We start from the raw sequence: 17,552 nt of genomic DNA on the forward strand, positions 1-17,552 counted from the left end.
TCATGGTATGATGGCCAAATGGGAACCCGGCGTTCAAATCTTGCAATTCGGCTCGCAAGTGATCACATCTGTGTCAGATCAACCGGAAGGACCCGTCTTGGATATCGAAGCGCTTATCATCTCTGCCGTCGAAGGCTCGCTTGTGTTTTTACTGCTGGCCGCATTGCTCATTGTGCTGGTCCTCAAGGCCGTCAAGATCGTGCCGCAGTCCGAGAAATACGTGATCGAACGCTTTGGCCGGCTGCGCGCGGTCCTTGGACCGGGCATCAACCTGATCGTTCCGTTTATCGACCGCGTGGCGCATGAGATCTCTATTCTGGAACGGCAATTGCCCAACGCCAGCCAAGACGCCATCACCAAGGATAACGTGCTGGTGCAGGTCGAAACCTCGGTGTTTTACCGCATCACCGAACCCGAACGCACGGTTTACCGGATCCGCGATGTCGATGCGGCGATTGCCACGACGGTTGCGGGTATCGTGCGCGCCGAGATCGGCAAGATGGATCTGGACGAGGTGCAATCCAACCGGGCGCAATTGATCACCACCATCAAATCGCTGGTCGAAAGTCAGGTGGATGATTGGGGCATCGAAGTCACCCGCGCCGAGATCCTGGATGTGAACCTGGATCAGGCCACCCGCGACGCCATGCTGCAACAGCTGAATGCAGAACGCGCCCGCCGGGCCCAGGTGACCGAGGCCGAGGGATCTAAGCGCGCGGTGGAACTGGCCGCCGATGCAGAGCTTTATGCCTCGGAACAAACGGCAAAGGCGCGGCGTATTCTGGCCGAAGCCGAAGCCTACGCCACCCAAACAGTCGCCAAGGCGATCAACGAAAACGGGCTTGAGGCGGCGCAGTACCAGATTGCCCTGAAACAGGTAGAAGCGTTAAACGCATTGGGCGCGGGCGAAGGCAAACAGACCGTGCTGGTGCCATCCCAAGCGATCGAGGCGTTTGGCGATGCGTTCAAAATGCTCAAAGGGCGCGGATAATGGGCGACCTGCTGAACCTGTGGTGGGTTTGGGTGGCCGCAGCGCTGGCCTTGGCCGTTGTCGAGGTCCTGGCACCGGGGTTCATCTTTCTTGGCTTTGCGATTGGGGCGCTGGCGATGGTGGTGGTCATCTTTGTGGCGCCCAGCGCGAGCGCACCGGCGTTGTTAGCCATCTTTGCCGGGCTGTCGTTGGTGGCGTGGGTCGGATTGCGCATCGCCTTTCGCAAGCAATCCAGCGGCGCACGTATCATACATGACGACATCAACGACACCTAACACAGACACAACCATACCGTCCGGTTGAGATCATCCTGCCCACCTGCTACCCCCGAAGGGATAACAAAACACGGGGGGGCGTATCATGGAAAAGCTGACATTCGGATGGGAAGAATGGGTGTCGCTGCCCGATCTGGGCCTACCCGCGATTAACGCCAAAATCGACACTGGCGCGCGGACCTCTGCCCTGCATGCCCATGACATCGAAGTATTCGGCCCCGCCAAACACCCCAAGGTGCGCTTCAATGTACACCCGATTGCCGGTCGCGCAGATATGGCGATCACCTGCTCTGCCCCGTTGGTGGACCGGCGCGAGGTCACGTCATCCAACGGCGAAACCGAGCAGCGGTTTGTGATTTCTTCCACGGTGGCAGTCGCTGGGCAAAGCTGGCCTATCGAAATCACGCTGACCAACCGGGGGTCGATGTCATCGCGGATGTTGCTGGGGCGGCAGGCCCTATCAGATCATATCTCTATCTCGCCCACCGAAAAGCACCTACAGCCCGAACTTAGCTATGATGACTACCACACAGCCGCCCTCAAACAGCGCGCCCCCAAACGCGCCCTGCGCATCGCTGTGCTTAGCCGGGAAGATAACTATTCCACCGGGCGGTTGGTCGAGGTCGGCGAGGCGCGTGGTCACACCGTCGAGGTTATCAACACCAGCCGTTGCTATATGGCGATCAACGCCATGGCCCCCGAAGTGCACTACGATGGCAAACGCCTGCCCCGCTATGATGCGGTGATCCCACGTATCGGCGCCTCTGTGACGTCATACGGCACTGCGGTCATCCGGCAGTTCGAAACCATCGGCACCTATTGTGTGAACGGTTCTGCCGGGATCACCGCCAGCCGCGACAAACTGCACGCGCATCAGATCTTGGCGAGCAAGAAGATCGGCATGCCCACCACGGCGTTTGCTGCCTCGCCCAAGGACACGTCGAATTTGATGGGGTTGGTGGGCACTGCGCCCTTAATCGTGAAACTGCTCGAATCCACCCAAGGCAAAGGCGTCGTGCTGGCCGAAACCAAAAAGGCCGCCGAATCCGTGATTGATGCGTTTCGCGGGCTCAAAGCCAACTTTCTGGTTCAGGATTTCGTCAAAGAGGCCGCCGGCGAAGACATCCGGTGTTTGGTGATTGCGGGCAAGGTTGTGGCGGCGATGAAACGCACCGGCGCCGAGGGTGATTTTAGGTCAAACCTGCACCGCGGTGGGTCAGCCAAAGTGGTGCGCATCACCAAAGAAGAGCGCGAGACAGCCGTGCGCGCCGCGCGGGCGTTTGGCTTGGGCAAAGCGGGGGTGGATTTGTTGCGCTCTGAGAGCGGGCCCAAGGTGCTGGAGGTCAATTCATCCCCCGGCTTTGAGGGTATCGAAAAGGCCACCGGCAAGGATATCGTCGGCAAGCTATATGACGAGATCGAGACCCGTGTGCGGCCCCAGCCAGTGCGCAAACGCACGCGGGGGTGACTTAGGGCGTCGGCGCGTCGTCTGGGTTGTCTACGTGCAGAAAGATCTGTTGCGCAGAATAGATGCGCAACAGACCGGTGGCAAAACAAGCAATCCCAAAGGCCCATGCAAACGGTGCAAAGGCGGCGGGCCACGCACAGAGCACCACAAAGAACACGATCGTTTCTGCGCCTTCCAGCAACCCATTGGAATAATACAACGACTTGAGGCCCTGCGCGGTGGTGCTCATGCCGCGCTTTTCGGCCATGATCGCATAGCCCAAAAAGCTGGTGCCATTGAAATAGAACGCCGCCAGCAAGAACGCCCCCGCCACGCCGTTTTGCGCCGGGTCCAGCAGGACAAAGGCAAAGGGCACACTGCCGTAAAACAGAAAATCGGCCGAGATATCAAAATAGCCGCCAAAGTCAGTCTGTTGGGTGGCACGTGCCACGGCCCCATCCAATCCATCGGCCAGCCGGCTCAGAACTAAGGGCGCCAGCGCCATCCAGGTCAGCCCAAGGGCAATCAACACCGCCGCAGACAGGCCGATCAACAGCCCCGCAAGCGTCATACCGTTGGCAGTGCACCCGGCGCGCGCCAAACGGCGCCCCAAGGCGTTCAATGTCGGGTCCATAAACTGGCGTAATCGGCTATCAAACATGCGCTCTTCTGGCCGATCCGGCGGCACCATGCAATCTTTATACGCAAACGTGACCCAGGCGCGCAGGTTTGGCGCGCCGGAGCGTTGTGTTGGGTCTAACGGCCGCTGTGGTGCACCTGTTGCGCCCCATAGACAGGCGTTGCGATCCCTTCCATGCGCGCCTTGATCTGCAACGACAGGAATTGCGAATAATGGCGCGATTGGTGCAGGTTCCCACCATGCATCCATAGGTTTTCGACCTGTGTGGGCTTCCACATGTTGCGCTGTTCGCCTTCCCACGGGCCCGGATCTTTGGGCGTGTCAGACCCCAGCCCCCAAACCTTGCCGATCCGGTCTGCGGTGTCCTGGCCGATCAGGTCCGCGACCCACCCGTTCATAGACCCGTAGCCCGTTGCATAGACAATCACGTCTGCCTTCAGGGTGGCGCCATCGTCCAACATCACGCCGTCTTCGACCACCTGCGTGACCTGCCCCGCCTTAAGCTTGACCTTGCCATCAATGATCAACTGGCTGGCGCCCACGTCAATGTAATACCCCGACCCACGCCGCAGGTATTTCATGAACAACCCAGACCCATCCGCACCCCAATCCAACTGAAACCCCGCCTTTTCGAGGCCCGCGTAAAACGCCGCGTCAACCTCGGCGATCTTTTCATACACCGGGATCTGGAACTCATGCAGGATCTTGTAGGGCAGTGACGCAAAGATCAGATCCGCCTTGTGGTGGGTCACACCCGCCTCGACCGCGCGTTCGGAATATAAATCCCCCAGCCCGATCTCCATCAACGGCTCTGAGCGCACGATATGGGTGGATGACCGCTGTACCATGGTGACATCCACGTCGGCCTCCCATAACGCGGCACAGATATCATGGGCCGAATTGTTCGACCCTACAACAACCGCCCTTTTGCCCGCATAGGCGTCCGGTCCTGGGTGGCGGCTAGAATGATGTTGATCACCCTTGAACGTCTCCATACCGGGGAAATCGGGCACATTCGCCTTGCCCGACATGCCGGTGGCAAACACCAACTGCGTGGGCCGCAGCGTGACCTGTGCGCCGTCACGGTCCACCTTGACGACCCATTGCCCCGCGTCCGCATCCCACTGCGCATCCTGCACGGTCGAACGCGTCCAGTAGTTGAGTTCCATGATCTTGGTGTACATTTCCAGCCAATCGCCGATCTTGTCCTTGGGGGCGAACACCGGCCAGTTTGGCGGGAACGGCAGATAGGGCAGATGGTCGTACCAGACCGGGTCATGCAGACACAGCGACTTGTAGCGGTTGCGCCAGCTGTCGCCGGGTTTGTCGTTCTTTTCCACGATGATCGTGGGCACGCCCAACTGCCGCAACCGTGCGCCCAACGCGATACCGCCCTGCCCGCCACCGATGATCACCGTATAGGGCTGTTCGGTGTACCCCAAGGTCTCGCGCTCCTGCGCGATCTCTTCGGCCCAGCTTTTGCGGTGCTTGCCCGCGCCATGTTTGGCACCCATCGGGCGGTCATACCCCAACGGTTCCTCATGACCCTTTAGCTCCACCATGGTGGTCAATAACGTCCAGACCAGCCCGTCTTTTAGACGCACCAGCCCGTAGCCCCGCGCCACCTCTGTCTCAAAACTAATCCACGCGGTGATGATCCCACCGTCTTCGGTGGGCAACTCACCATCGGCGATGCGCCATCCCGTGGGTTTGGTACTGCCCAACTGTGCCGCCAACATGTCGCGTACTTGGTCGGGGCCCTCCACAGTTTTGATGTTCCACGTAAAGCTGACCAGATCGCGCCAATAGCAATCGGCCTGAAACAGCGCCACCGCTGCGTCTATATCTCCCTCCTCTAGGGCCGCGCCAAAGCGGTCCAGAAACTCTGTCACTTGATCGTTTATCGTTGAATCCAGCATCATCTACCTCCCGTTAGACGAGAACCAACAAACCAGATTTCGACAATTTTAGCGACTATTTCTTAACAACCCGCCGGATCAGCAACCCATCCCGCAAGATTTGACATGTTTCAACCGCGCCATCCCCCCGGTTTGTACTGCCGCCCCTTTACTCCGACGCTGTCAAACCATATCTAAAAGGTCAGATAAACGTGAGAGGCCTAGATGACCGACGCATCAGAACAGCTTGAAGGCGCGCCCCTAATCGCTCCCTCTTCGACTGACCACCCCCTTTTTGATCAGGTCGTCGAGGCTTGTCGGTCGGTGTACGACCCCGAGATCCCGGTCAACATCTACGAATTGGGCCTGATCTACACGATTGATATTAATCCCGAAAACGAGGTTGCCGTCAAAATGTCGCTGACCGCACCGGGGTGCCCTGTTGCGGGTGAAATGCCCGGCTGGGTCGCAGACGCCATCGAACCGTTGGCCGGTGTGAAACATGTCAACGTTGAACTGGTCTGGGAACCCCCGTGGGGCATGGACATGATGTCAGACGAGGCGCGTCTCGAACTGGGCTTTATGTAAGCCCCCTCCGTCAGGGCAACCTGGCGGTAATCTGCATGTCACAACTGACGTGGCCGCGCAGGCCCGTCGCGCGAAATCTTGGCCTGCCCGCTTGTTCGAGACGGGCAGACTGCCTAGATTAGACCCAAAGGAGACGCTCTCATGTTTGGTATCCCCGGCAAGCAAGCTGTGACACTGACCCCAAAGGCCGCCGCACAGGTGTCCAAACTGATGACGTCAGCAGGGCACGCTGGCCTGCGCATTGGCATCAAAAAGGGCGGCTGCGCGGGCATGGAATACACCATGGAATACGTCGAACAAACCGACCCCAACGACGAAGTCGTCGAACAAGATGGCGCCCGTGTGATGATCGCCCCTATGGCGCAGATGTTCCTGTTTGGCACAGAAATCGACTATGAAACCTCGCTGCTCGAAAGCGGGTTCAAATTCCGCAACCCCAACGTGACCGAAGCCTGCGGATGTGGTGAATCGATCAAATTCGGCTAACACTGCGCGCAATCCCCGCCACCCCGTATCGACGGCGGCGTCTGTCCCTGCTACCACAGACCAAATCACCAAGGGGACGGCATCATGCGGCGCAAACTGGCAGCAGGCAATTGGAAGATGAACGGAACGCAGGCACGCCTTGACGTGCTCGATGCGTTGAATGCGGCACATGTCAGCACCCCCTGCGATATCGTGATCTGCCCACCTGCGCATCTGCTCATCCCCGCGGCCAAGGCCTGCGCAACCGGCGCGGTTGAGATCGGCGCACAAGACACCCACACCGCCGCAAAAGGCGCGTTTACCGGGGATATCAGCGCAGAAATGATTGCCGACAGCGGTGCCAGCCACGTGATCGTCGGCCATTCCGAACGCCGCGAGGGCTACGGCGAAACGGATGCAACGGTCTGTGCCAAGGCCATAGCGGCCCACGCTGTTCGTTTGACGGCGATTGTGTGCATCGGCGAAAGCTTAGCAGAACGCGAGGCAGGCTCAGCGCTCGACGTGATCGCGGCCCAGTTGCAAGGGTCGGTCCCCGAGGGCAGCACCGGCGATAACGTGGTCGTGGCGTATGAACCCATCTGGGCTATCGGCACCGGCAAGATCCCCACAATGGCACAGATCGGCGAAGTCCACGCGCAACTGCGCCAAGACCTGATCGCCCGGTTCGGCCCCGAGATCGGCGGCGCAATCCGGCTGCTGTATGGCGGGTCGGTCAAGCCGGGAAACGCCAGCGAAATCTTCGCCGTGCCTGATGTTGACGGCGCGCTTGTGGGTGGGGCCAGCCTTGCAGCTGCCGATTTCACCCCCATCATCACGGCACTGGCCGACAGCTGACATAGTCGCACAGCGCCACGGGCGCGCGGCCAAAACCGATGAAAACACTCTCTCAGTCACCGCTCGACCCAGAATTCGTACAAGACCCTTATGCAGTCTACGCACGGGTGCTGGCCGAGGACCCTGTGCAATATTGGGATCACTACGGCATGATGGCGGTCTTTGACGCCGCCACCGTGCAGGCGCTGCTGCGCGACCGACGGCTGGGTCGTGCAATGCCGCAAGATCAACACACACCGGTGCCCCAACACCTCACAGATTTCCACGCAGTCGAACGGTATTCGATGCTGGACATGGAACCCCCCGGCCACACCCGCCTGCGTGGCCTTGTGCTGCGCGCGTTTACATCACGGCGCGTCAAAGCTCTGGCACCCGATATTGACGCCATCTGCACCGATTTGCTGGCGCAGTTCCCAAAGGGAACGTTTGACCTGATCCCCGCCTACTGCACGACCCTGCCGGTGCGGGTGATCGCGCGATTGCTGGGTGTGCCAGAAGACATGTCAGACCAACTGCTGCAGTGGTCAAATGCTATGGTCGCGATGTACCAAGCCGGCCGCACCCACCAAACCGAAGTCGCCGCCAATCAAGCCGCCGCCGATTTCAGCGCCTTCCTGGCGGGCTACATCACACAACGCAAAACGACACCGCGCGATGATCTGCTCACCCACCTGATCGCCGCCGAAGAAGACGGCGAAAAACTCTCGCACGGGGAAATGATCGGTACGTGTATTTTGCTGCTGAATGCGGGGCACGAAGCCACGGTGCACACCCTCGGCAACACCGTCAAAGCCCTGCTCGAACACGACACACCCGCCACAGCCCTCAGCCCAGATGCCATTGCCGCCACCACCGAAGAAGCGCTCAGGTTCGACCCGCCGCTGCACATGTTCACCCGCTATGCCTACCAAGATATCGACGTGGGCGGCCACCGGCTGAAACGCGGCCAACAAGTGGCCCTCATGCTGGGATCAGCTGGGCGCGATCCCGCGCGGTTTGACCGCCCCAGTGTTTTCGACCCAACGCGCACGCCACACCCCCACGCGGCATTCGGTGGCGGGCTGCACTTTTGCGTGGGCGCACCGCTGGCACGCCTCGAACTGCAAATGGGCCTGCAACGGCTCTTTGCCCACGCACCCAACCTCAAACTCGCCACATCGCCCAGCTACGCAAACAGCTACCACTTCCACGGGCTCACCCATCTCCACGTGACCGCGTGATAAGGCGGGCTCACACCCGACCCACACACCTACAAAAAGAATGCGGCGCCAGCCGCGCCTTTGGATCACGCCCTACAATGGCAACATTGTCGTCGACTTGATCTCCTCCATCGACAACAGCGCCGTCACATTGTGCACCCGCACCTCCGAGATCAGCGCCTGATAGAACGCGTCATAAGCGCGCGCATTCTTCACCCGCACTTTAAGAATATAATCGATATCACCTGCCAGGCGATGCGCCTCTTGCACCTCGGGTCGGTCGCGCAGCGCCTTCAAGAATGCCCCCTGCCAGTCCGCTTCGTGTTCGGACGTGCGGATCAATACAAAAAAGCAGGCCTCAAACCCCAATGCATCCGCATCCAAGACAACTGTCTGCTGACCAATCACCCCGGCATCGCGCAATTTTCGAATCCGGTTCCACACCGGGGTCTTGGATGAGCCCACTTGCACCGCAATTTCATCCAGCGATTGACTGGCGTCCCGTTGCAACTGCCCAAGGATTTTCCGGTCTGTCTCATCTATTCGGACGTTCATTCTATCATCTCCCTCTAAATGGGCCATCTGTTCTGGTTTTCAGATAAAACAGAACGTTCATCCTTATCAACCGCCAAACCTAGCCAAAATACAGGATTATTTCCTATATTAAGCCCACACAAATTCAAAAGGCTGCCTCCGAATGGATCACTTCCCAATCTTTCTGCGCGTCGAAGGCCGCCGCATTGTGCTGTCAGGTGGCGGCGAAGCGGCGTTGGCCAAGCTGCGTTTATTGTTCAAAACCACCGGTCACATCACTGTCTTCGCCTCGGACCCCGCGCCTGAAATCATCGCCTGGGCGGCAGATAACAAACTGCGCTTGGTGCGCCGCGCTATGGCGCCCGGCGATACCCTGTGTGCCGCGCTCTTTTATGCCGCCGATGAGGACGACGTCGAAGACGCCCGCACCGCAGCCATTGCCCGCGCCGATGGCGCCTTGGTCAATGTGGTCGACAACCTGCAAGACAGCCAATTCATCACCCCCGCCATCGTGGACCGCGACCCTGTCACGATCGCCATCGGCACCGAAGGCGCAGCCCCGGTTCTGGCCCGCGCGATCAAAGCCGACCTCGAAGCGCGCCTGCCCACGGCGCTTGGTCCCCTTGCGCGTATCGGCAAGACCTTTCGCAAAGCCGCCGATGCCTTGCCCTTTGGCCGGGCGCGGCGCGACTTCTGGCGTGACTATTACTTTCAGTCGGGCCCCGCCGCGATCACCGGTGGCGACACCGCCGTGAACGCGGCACTTGATACGTTGCTCACAGATCATATCGCACGCAAGGCCCGCCCCGGACACGTGCATTTCGTCGGCGGCGGTCCGGGCGACCCGGATTTGCTGACCATGAAGGCGCGCCGGTTGTTGGACGAGGCCGATGTGGTCATCTATGACCGGTTGATCAGCCAACCCATTTTGGAGCTGGCCCGCCGCGAGGCCGTCATGATTGACGTGGGCAAAGAGGCCTTTGGCCCCTCGACCTCGCAAGACACCATCAACGCGCTAATCGTAGAGCACGCCCAAACCGGCGCGCAGGTGGTGCGGCTGAAATCCGGCGATGCGACCATATTTGGCCGGCTCGACGAAGAGATCGACGCGCTTGACGCCCACGCGCTGGCATGGAGCATCGTGCCCGGTATCACATCGGCCTCGGCCGCCGTTGCCGAGATTGGGCAAAGCCTGACAAAACGCGGGCGCAATTCATCGGTGCGGTTGCTGACCGGCCACGACATGAAAGGCTTTGCCGATCATGACTGGGCCACGCTGGCCCGGCCCGGAGAGGTCGCCGCAATCTACATGGGCAAGAAATCCGCGCGGTTCATTCAGGGTCGTCTGATCATGTTTGGCGCCGACCGCCATACCCCCGTGACCGTGATTGAAAACGCATCGCGCCCAGAACAACGCATCTTGGAAACCACGCTCGACGCCCTGCCCGCCGCCCTTGAGGCCGCAGCAATGTCCGGCCCTGCCCTGACCTTTTACGGGTTGGCCGCACGGGCCGCCGCGCAGGCCCACACCCCGAAACCCACGCATATCCAACGTGAACATCTGGCACAGGAGGCCCTTTGACATGGCCAAGCCCTTCACCCCCAAAGTCGTGACCGCCAACGCTCTCATAGAAGGCGATGTCATCTATCAAACCGCAACCGGCTGGACCCGCACCCTGGCCGACGCCGAAGTCTTGACCGACGAGGCCGTTGCCGACGTGCGTCTGATCGACGCCGCCCAGCAGCTTGAGGTCGTTGTGGGCGCCTATCTGGCCAATGTTGACGTCTCTGGCGACACCCCAAAGCCCACCCATTTCCGCGAAGATTTCCGCGCGCGCGGCCCCTCCAACTATGCCCACGGCAAACAAGAGGCACCTAGCAATGTATAATTACACCGACTTTGACACCGCCTTCATCAAAGAGCGCAATGCCCAGTTTCGCAGCCAGGTAGAACGCCGCATCGACGGGTCCCTCACCGAGGATGAATTCAAGCCCCTGCGCCTGATGAACGGTCTGTATCTGCAGCTGCACGCCTACATGCTGCGCGTGGCGATCCCCTATGGCACGTTGAACGGCGGCCAGATGCATGTGCTGGCCGACATCGCCGACAAATGGGATAAGGGCTACGGCCATTTCACCACGCGCCAGAACATCCAGTACAACTGGCCCCAGCTGCGTGACGTGCCCGATATGCTGGACGCATTAAGCGAAGTGCAGATGCACGCGATCCAGACCTCGGGCAACACCATCCGCAACGTGACCGCCGACCACCTTGCCGGTGCCGCCGCCGATGAAATCGCGGATCCGCGCCCTGTGGCCGAATTGATCCGCCAGTGGTCAACCGACCACCCGGAATTCCAATTCCTGCCGCGCAAGTTCAAATTCGCCGTCACGGGCAGCCCCAACGACCGCGCCGTGACCAAAGCGCATGACATTGGCCTGCGCATGGTTGAACGCGACGGCCAGCCCGGGTTTGAGGTCATCGTGGGTGGTGGTTTGGGCCGCACGCCGATGATCGGCAAGGTGCTGCGCGACTTCCTGCCGCGCGAAGATCTGTTGCCCTACATGGAGGCCATCGTCAGCGTCTATAACCTGTTGGGTCGCCGCGATAATAAATACAAAGCGCGGATCAAGATCACCGTGCACGAAAACGGTCTTGATGAATACCGCGCCCGTGTCGAAGAACGTTATGCGTTGATCCGCCCCCAGTTTACGGGTGTCGACCAACAATTGCTGGCCGGCATCGAGGCGGATTTCGCGGCCCCCAAGTTTGTCACAAAACCGCTGGCCACATTCGAGAGCGCCTACACAAACGACCCGGTGTTCCGTGCATGGGCCGATACCAACCTCGACGATCACCGCGCGCCGGGCTATGCGATCGTGTCGATCAGCCTCAAGGCCCATGGCGCCACGCCGGGCGATGCCTCGTCGCATCAAATGCGCGTTATGGCGGATCTGGCCAAACAATACGGCCACGATGAATTGCGCATCAGCCACGAACAGAACGTGATCTTGCCGCATGTGCATAAATCAGACCTGCCTGCCTTGCATGCCGCCCTCAAAGAGGCCGGTCTGGGCACGGCCAACATTGGCCTGATTTCGGACATCATCGCCTGCCCCGGCATGGATTATTGCGCGCTGGCCACGGCCCGTTCGATCCCGATTGCGCAAGAGATCGCAACCCGCTTTGATGAGCTGAAGCTGGAGCACGATGTGGGCCCCCTGAAAATCAAGATCTCGGGCTGCATCAACGCCTGTGGTCACCACCACGTGGGCCATATCGGGATATTGGGTCTCGACCGTGCGGGTGTCGAAAACTACCAGATCACGCTGGGCGGGGACGGCACTGAAAACGCCCAGATCGGCGAACGCGCAGGTCCTGGTTTTTCTGCAGAAGAGATCATTCCTGCCATCGAACGGTTGGTGCGCGGGTATCTCAAACTGCGCAATGACCCCGCCGAGACATTCTTGCAGGCCTACCGCCGGTTGGGTCTCGCGCCGTTCAAATCGGTTCTCTACCCCGAGGCGCAGGCCAATGCCGCTTGATCACCCTGCCCCCCAGCACGTTGATCCGACCCTGACCGCTTTGGTGGCGCGCCTCAATGACGAGCTGCGCCACCACAGCGCCACGGATGTCGTACGCGCAGCCCTGCGCGCGGTACCGGATCTGGCGCTGGTGTCCAGTTTCGGCGCGGAATCGGTGGCGTTGTTGCATCTGACCGCCATGGCGGACCGCAATATCCCGGTGGTTTTCATCGACACCGAGATGCTGTTTGCCGAAACGCTGGTGTACCAACAGGAACTGGCAGAACGCCTGGGCCTGCGCAATCTGCAGATCATCCGCAGCACACAGGTCGCGACCGTCGACCCCGATGGCACGTTGCATCAGCGCGACACCGATGCCTGTTGCGCCCTGCGTAAAACCCAGCCCTTGCAAGACGCGCTGGACCAATACGGCGGCTGGATCACCGGGCGCAAACGGTTCCAATCGGGCAAGCGCGCCGATGTGGCGTTCTTTGAGGTCGAACCGGGTGCCGCGCGGATCAAGGTCAACCCGCTGGCCTTTTGGCAACCGGGTGACGTGGCCGATTACATCACCGAAAACCGCCTGCCGCGCCACCCGTTGGTGGCCAAGGGCTATCCTTCCATTGGGTGTGCGCCCTGCACATCCCCCGTGGCCAAGGGCGAAGACCCCCGCGCCGGGCGCTGGCGCGATTCAGACAAAGACGAATGTGGCATCCACTTTGTGGATGGCAAAATGATCCGCACAGGAGCTTCCTCATGAGCACAGTTGTTACAGACACCGGGTTTTCCGCCGACGATTGGAACGAACCCTTTATCACCCTAGACGCCGCCAATGACGCAACCGCGCTGGACGTGCCCGCAGATGCAGACCCCGCAGCGATCCCGCTGTGCGATGGGTTGCATATGATCCGTGTAGATTTCCCGTCGTCGGCAGATGGGCGTGGCTTTACCATCGCCAAACAATTGCGCCTGCGTGGGTTCACAGGCCGGTTGCGCGCCAAGGGCCATGTGTTGGCCGACCAATACGCCATGGCGCGCCGGTCAGGGTTTGACGAGGTTGAGATCTCGGATGAACTGGCCGCCCGCCAACCCGAAGACCAATGGCAGTTCCGTGCCAATTGGCAGGCCCACAACTATCAGGCCCGCCTGCGCGGGACCGCACCTGCATCTGGCACATAAAAGGGGCATCCAGACGGGGCGCCCGCACCGTTCTCCTCATTCTTCTTTCAATAAAGGCACCGCAGGTATAAGCCTGCGGTGATATAATTATGACAGAGCATAACCCAGTGACCGAAGCATCCGCCGTAAAAATCCCCACCCTGCCCGACGCGCAGACCGTAACCTCTGTTAAACATTGGACGGACCGTCTGTTTTCATTCCGCGTGACCCGCCCTGCATCCTTGCGGTTCCGGTCCGGCGAATTTGTGATGATCGGCCTGATGGGCGACCCGCACCCCGAAACGGGCAAACAAAAACCGCTGCTGCGGGCCTATTCCATCGCCTCGCCGTCTTGGGACGAAGAGCTGGAATTCTATTCGATCAAGGTCCAGGACGGTCCTTTGACGTCGAAACTGCAACATATTCAGCCCGGTGATGAAATCATCCTGCGCCCCAAACCTGTGGGCACGCTGGTGCATGACGCGCTGCTGCCGGGCAAACGGTTGTGGTTGTTTGCGACGGGCACGGGGTTTGCGCCCTTTGCGTCGTTGTTGCGCGACCCGCAGACATTTGAGGACTACGACCAGATCATCATGACCCACACCTGCCGCGATGTGGCCGAGCTGGACTACGGGCGCGAATTGATCGACACGCTGCGCACCGACGAGATGATGGTCGAGCTGCTGGGCGAAGAGAACCTGAGCAAGCTGGTTTACTACCCCACAACCACCCGCGAAACATCGCCTAAAATGGGCCGCATCACCGATCTTTTGAAGGACGGCACCGTCTTTGGTGATCTGGGGATTGATGGCATTTCGGCCGACACAGACCGCGCCATGGTGTGCGGGTCTTTGGGGTTGAACACCGACATCAAGGAAATCCTCGAAGGGTTCGGCCTGGAAGAGGGTGCCAATTCGGACCCCAAACATTACGTGGTGGAAAAAGCCTTCGTCGGCTGATCACCACCTTACCAGATGTCAAAACGCCCGGGATGTAACACCCGGGCGTTTTGCGTTTTAGCCTGTGGTGGACAGGGTGATCAGAACCCCAACGCGCCCCGCAGCTGCTGCAACGCGGCCTGCAACAATTCAGGATTGTCCTGTGCCTGCTGCACGGTGCTGGTCAGCACCAGCTTTTGCGTCTCGGCCAGATCAGAGTTGTTGATAAGCTCTGAAACCTTCGTGAAATCAAACCCATCCACGGTCAGCGCTTCGGCGGCTTTGGCCGTATCAACTGCGGCAACTGCATCGGTTGCGGCATCGTCGGGCGTGGGTGTCACAGCGTCCGTCACAGCAGAAACCGCGTCTTGCGACGTCTCTGTGGCGCCTGCCACCAGATCACCAGCGGTGTCTTGGGCCGTGTCCACAGCCGCAGCCGCACTATCAACGGCGTCTTGTGTGGCGTCAACGGCACTGTCGACCACATCACTTGCCGCATCTGCCGTTGCGGTTGCCGCATCGTCAATCACGGTTGCGGCGTCTGTCGCAGCCTCGGTGACCGCCTGTGTCGTTGCATCAACGGCGTCGCTGGCGGCATCGGCAACCGCACTTGCCACATCGCTTGCTGCGTCTGTGGTTGCCTCAACGGCCTCTTGTGCTGCGGCCAGTGGTGCCGCCTCTTCGACGTCTTGTGCGGCCTTTTGCACACCCACATCCGGGGTCTGCCCAGAATAGAGCACAAAGCCCCCCGCCACGATCACAGCCGCTAAAACGATCCAAACCAGATTTTTCATCGCAGTCTTCCTTTTGTTACGATGGTGCCCCGAGTGGGCCCAATTGCATGTTGTGATGGCAGTTGGGCATCTGCAGGGAAACCATCAAGGGGGAAAACCGGCGCAATCGGCCCATATCGGCCTATTTTGCGGCTTGAAGAGGCGTCGTTTGGCGGTTACCTTGCGGTGCTATATTGCCAACAAATCAAGGACGACCATCATCGCTCGCAGACCTCATAACGCGCCGCCACAAAGAGACACTGGCCCCCGCGTGAACGACAAAATCCGAAGCACTGAAATTCGACTGATCGGCGCCGATGGCGAAAATGTCGGTGTTGTCACCCCTGATCGCGCCATGGTCATGGCGAATGACGCTGGTCTCGATCTGGTGGAGATTTCACCAAACGCAAACCCGCCGGTTTGTAAGATCATGGATTTTGGCAAGTTCAAATACGAGACGCAGAAACGCGAAGCCGAAGCACGCAAGAAGCAGAAAATCATCGAGATCAAGGAAGTCAAATTCCGTCCGAATACGGATACCAATGACTACGATGTGAAAATGCGCAACGTGTTCAAGTTTCTTGAAAACGGCGACAAAGTCAAAGTTACGCTGCGGTTTCGTGGGCGCGAAATGGCGCACCAGAACCTGGGCCGCGAACTGCTGGAACGGGTCTCCGAAGACACCAAAGACTTTGGCCGCGTCGAGAACTTCCCCAAGATGGAAGGCCGCCAGATGGTCATGTTGATCGGCCCGCTGCCGAAATAAGGGCTGCTATAGATGGTACGACACAAACGCCCTGCCCTTTCGGACGGGGCGTTTTTTGTGAGACACCCGCATTGACCGGCCCCCATATGAAACCCCAGATCACATTCACCCGCCTGCCCACGATTGATCCCTCCGAAATCGCCACCCATATGTCGGATCCGCGTGTGGCAGACCACATGCCCTTGCTCACCACCCCATGGGACACCGCCGCCGTCGCGACATTCGTTGCGGCCAAAGAGGCATGCTGGGCCCGCGATGGGTTGGGCCATTGGGCCATATTGGAAAACGGCGTATATGTCGGTTGGGGCGGGTTTCAAAAAGAAGACGGCGCGTGGGACTACGGGCTGGTTCTCAAGCCAAGCGCCTTTGGACTGGGCACCCAGATCTCACGCAAGGCGATCCAATTTGCGGTGGCTGACGCGCGCATTCCGTTCGTGACGTTTTTGTTGCCACCCTCGCGGAAAAACCTAGGCGCCCTGCGCAGGCTAGGCGCGACATTTGTCGGCGAGGTTACGTATGACGGTGCGACGTTCCTCAAATACCAACTGAACACCGCGCGCGCCGATGAAAGCCCCCTGCATTAAAAAACGCGCACCCCAGTGGACTGCGCGTTTTTCGGCTGAATGTGGCCCGTTTGGGTCAGGCGGCCGCGGTCACGGCCCGTTTGGCCATAACCCCAACCAAATGTGCGCGGTAAGCGCCGGTGCCATGCAAATCACTGATCATGCCGTCGCCCGGCAGCGTTAGACCGTCCAAGGCAGAGGCTGAAAAATCAGCTGACAGCGCCGCTTCGGCCTCGGCCCACCGGAAGACGCCCTCTTCGGACGCCCCTGTGACCGCCACGCGCACGCCATCGGCGAACTGCGCCACGAACACACCCACCAACGCGAACCGCGACGCAGGTTGCACGAATTTCTGATAGTTCGACGCCTGAGGCACAGCAAAACGCACCTCGGTGAGGATCTCGCCTTCGTCCAGCGCGGTGGTGAACATACCGTCGAAAAAGTCATCCGCGTCGATTTCGCGGGTGTTGGTCACGGCCGTTCCGCCACAGCCCAGAAACGCCGCAGGGTAACAGGCCGACGGGTCATTGTTGGCCAGTGATCCGCCAATGGTGCCCCGATTGCGCACCGCCGGGTCACCGATATGCGCGGCCAGCCCGGCCAACCCCGCAAACCCTTCGCGGGCCACATCGACGTGGGGCGTGGCCCCGCCAATGCACAGTTTTCCATCCGCATCCGTACGGATACCTTTCATCTCGTCAATGCCGGTTAAGCTAACCAAAACCGACGGGCTGGCGAGACGCTGTTTCAGCGTCGGGATCAGCGTTTGACCGCCCCCCAAGGCTTGCGCATCTTCTTGGCCCAAGGCGGCGGCGGCATCGGCCACCGTGCTGGGGGTCGCTACATCAAAATCATACATCGTTGTGTCCTTTCCGGCGGCATCGGTGCCTGCGGCACCGCGTCGCCCTTCGCAAAATTCCTAAACCCCGACGACCGG

The 17,552-nt window shown here is 59.9% G+C and carries 20 protein-coding genes; 15 read left to right on the forward strand and 5 right to left on the reverse strand.

Annotated elements, in window-relative coordinates; all coding sequences use genetic code 11:
• Positions 1–97 precede the first annotated feature (97 nt).
• From ABJH13_RS12230 to rimK, 3 genes are all read left to right on the forward strand, one after another.
• The gene (locus tag ABJH13_RS12230) at positions 98–991 is read left to right on the forward strand and encodes an SPFH domain-containing protein (RefSeq protein WP_348406492.1); all 894 of its coding nucleotides are present in this window, start codon (positions 98–100) and stop codon (positions 989–991) included.
• The gene (locus ABJH13_RS12235) at positions 991–1,266 is read left to right on the forward strand and encodes a hypothetical protein (RefSeq protein ID WP_348406493.1); all 276 of its coding nucleotides are present in this window, start codon (positions 991–993) and stop codon (positions 1,264–1,266) included. Before ABJH13_RS12230 ends, ABJH13_RS12235 begins: the two co-directional genes overlap by 1 nt.
• 85 nt (positions 1,267–1,351) lie before the next feature.
• On the forward strand, positions 1,352–2,734 hold the full coding sequence (gene rimK / locus ABJH13_RS12240; RefSeq protein ID WP_348406494.1) for a 30S ribosomal protein S6--L-glutamate ligase: 1,383 nt from the start codon (positions 1,352–1,354) through the stop codon (positions 2,732–2,734).
• 1 nt (position 2,735) lies between these two features.
• Here the strand turns inward: rimK and ABJH13_RS12245 are convergent, their stop codons facing one another.
• Complete coding sequence (locus tag ABJH13_RS12245) at positions 2,736–3,374, reverse strand: CDP-alcohol phosphatidyltransferase family protein (RefSeq protein WP_348406495.1); 639 nt, start codon at positions 3,372–3,374, stop codon at positions 2,736–2,738.
• A 95-nt stretch (positions 3,375–3,469) separates the two neighbouring features.
• Entirely contained in the window at positions 3,470–5,272 is a 1,803-nt protein-coding gene (locus tag ABJH13_RS12250) for an NAD(P)/FAD-dependent oxidoreductase (RefSeq protein ID WP_348406496.1), read from the reverse strand.
• Positions 5,273–5,476: 204 nt separating this feature from the next.
• On the opposite strand from ABJH13_RS12250, the gene ABJH13_RS12255 reads away from it, so the two are divergent.
• The 4 genes from ABJH13_RS12255 to ABJH13_RS12270 all read left to right on the forward strand — a co-directional run bounded on the left by ABJH13_RS12255 (position 5,477) and on the right by ABJH13_RS12270 (position 8,379).
• Entirely contained in the window at positions 5,477–5,839 is a 363-nt protein-coding gene (locus ABJH13_RS12255; RefSeq protein ID WP_348406497.1) for an SUF system Fe-S cluster assembly protein, read from the forward strand.
• Between the two features lie 141 nt (positions 5,840–5,980).
• Positions 5,981–6,325 (forward strand): iron-sulfur cluster assembly accessory protein, encoded by a 345-nt coding sequence (locus ABJH13_RS12260; protein WP_348406498.1) that lies wholly within the window; start codon positions 5,981–5,983, stop codon positions 6,323–6,325.
• A gap of 84 nt (positions 6,326–6,409) precedes the next feature.
• Positions 6,410–7,159: a triose-phosphate isomerase gene (tpiA, locus tag ABJH13_RS12265; protein ID WP_348406499.1), complete on the forward strand. Its 750-nt coding sequence runs from the start codon at positions 6,410–6,412 to the stop codon at positions 7,157–7,159.
• A 38-nt stretch (positions 7,160–7,197) separates the two neighbouring features.
• Positions 7,198–8,379, forward strand: coding sequence for a cytochrome P450 (locus ABJH13_RS12270; RefSeq protein WP_348406500.1), 1,182 nt, complete (start codon positions 7,198–7,200; stop codon positions 8,377–8,379).
• 72 nt (positions 8,380–8,451) lie between these two features.
• On the opposite strand, the gene ABJH13_RS12275 is transcribed toward ABJH13_RS12270, so the two are convergent.
• The gene (locus ABJH13_RS12275) at positions 8,452–8,913 is read right to left on the reverse strand and encodes an Lrp/AsnC family transcriptional regulator (RefSeq protein ID WP_348406501.1); all 462 of its coding nucleotides are present in this window, start codon (positions 8,911–8,913) and stop codon (positions 8,452–8,454) included.
• Positions 8,914–9,055: 142 nt separating this feature from the next.
• Between ABJH13_RS12275 and cysG the strand changes: the two genes are divergently transcribed.
• The 6 genes from cysG to ABJH13_RS12305 all read left to right on the forward strand — a co-directional run bounded on the left by cysG (position 9,056) and on the right by ABJH13_RS12305 (position 14,534).
• On the forward strand, positions 9,056–10,474 hold the full coding sequence (cysG, locus tag ABJH13_RS12280; RefSeq protein WP_348406502.1) for a siroheme synthase CysG: 1,419 nt from the start codon (positions 9,056–9,058) through the stop codon (positions 10,472–10,474).
• A gap of 1 nt (position 10,475) precedes the next feature.
• Positions 10,476–10,781 (forward strand): DUF2849 domain-containing protein, encoded by a 306-nt coding sequence (locus ABJH13_RS12285; RefSeq protein ID WP_348406503.1) that lies wholly within the window; start codon positions 10,476–10,478, stop codon positions 10,779–10,781.
• Positions 10,774–12,438, forward strand: a complete 1,665-nt coding sequence (locus ABJH13_RS12290) for a nitrite/sulfite reductase (RefSeq protein WP_348406504.1) — start codon at positions 10,774–10,776, stop codon at positions 12,436–12,438. Before ABJH13_RS12285 ends, ABJH13_RS12290 begins: the two co-directional genes overlap by 8 nt.
• Positions 12,428–13,177 carry a phosphoadenylyl-sulfate reductase gene (locus tag ABJH13_RS12295; RefSeq protein WP_348406505.1) on the forward strand — a complete coding sequence of 250 codons (750 nt, stop codon included), beginning with the start codon at positions 12,428–12,430 and terminating at the stop codon, positions 13,175–13,177. Before ABJH13_RS12290 ends, ABJH13_RS12295 begins: the two co-directional genes overlap by 11 nt.
• Positions 13,174–13,596 (forward strand): DUF934 domain-containing protein, encoded by a 423-nt coding sequence (locus ABJH13_RS12300; protein ID WP_348406506.1) that lies wholly within the window; start codon positions 13,174–13,176, stop codon positions 13,594–13,596. Before ABJH13_RS12295 ends, ABJH13_RS12300 begins: the two co-directional genes overlap by 4 nt.
• A gap of 89 nt (positions 13,597–13,685) precedes the next feature.
• Positions 13,686–14,534 (forward strand): ferredoxin--NADP reductase, encoded by an 849-nt coding sequence (locus ABJH13_RS12305; protein WP_348406507.1) that lies wholly within the window; start codon positions 13,686–13,688, stop codon positions 14,532–14,534.
• A gap of 80 nt (positions 14,535–14,614) precedes the next feature.
• Here the strand turns inward: ABJH13_RS12305 and ABJH13_RS12310 are convergent, their stop codons facing one another.
• Complete coding sequence (locus ABJH13_RS12310) at positions 14,615–15,307, reverse strand: translation initiation factor 3 (protein ID WP_348406508.1); 693 nt, start codon at positions 15,305–15,307, stop codon at positions 14,615–14,617.
• A gap of 199 nt (positions 15,308–15,506) precedes the next feature.
• Between ABJH13_RS12310 and infC the strand changes: the two genes are divergently transcribed.
• Positions 15,507–16,052, forward strand: coding sequence for a translation initiation factor IF-3 (gene infC, locus ABJH13_RS12315; RefSeq protein ID WP_348406605.1), 546 nt, complete (start codon positions 15,507–15,509; stop codon positions 16,050–16,052).
• A gap of 86 nt (positions 16,053–16,138) precedes the next feature.
• Positions 16,139–16,636 (forward strand): GNAT family N-acetyltransferase, encoded by a 498-nt coding sequence (locus tag ABJH13_RS12320; protein ID WP_348406509.1) that lies wholly within the window; start codon positions 16,139–16,141, stop codon positions 16,634–16,636.
• Between the two features lie 55 nt (positions 16,637–16,691).
• Here the strand turns inward: ABJH13_RS12320 and ABJH13_RS12325 are convergent, their stop codons facing one another.
• Positions 16,692–17,474, reverse strand: a complete 783-nt coding sequence (locus ABJH13_RS12325; protein WP_348406510.1) for a xanthine dehydrogenase family protein subunit M — start codon at positions 17,472–17,474, stop codon at positions 16,692–16,694.
• Between the last annotated feature and the right edge of the window lie 78 nt (positions 17,475–17,552).

Origin of the sequence: Roseobacter sp. (assembly GCF_039970775.1) — a bacterium.
GTDB lineage: Bacteria > Pseudomonadota > Alphaproteobacteria > Rhodobacterales > Rhodobacteraceae > Roseobacter.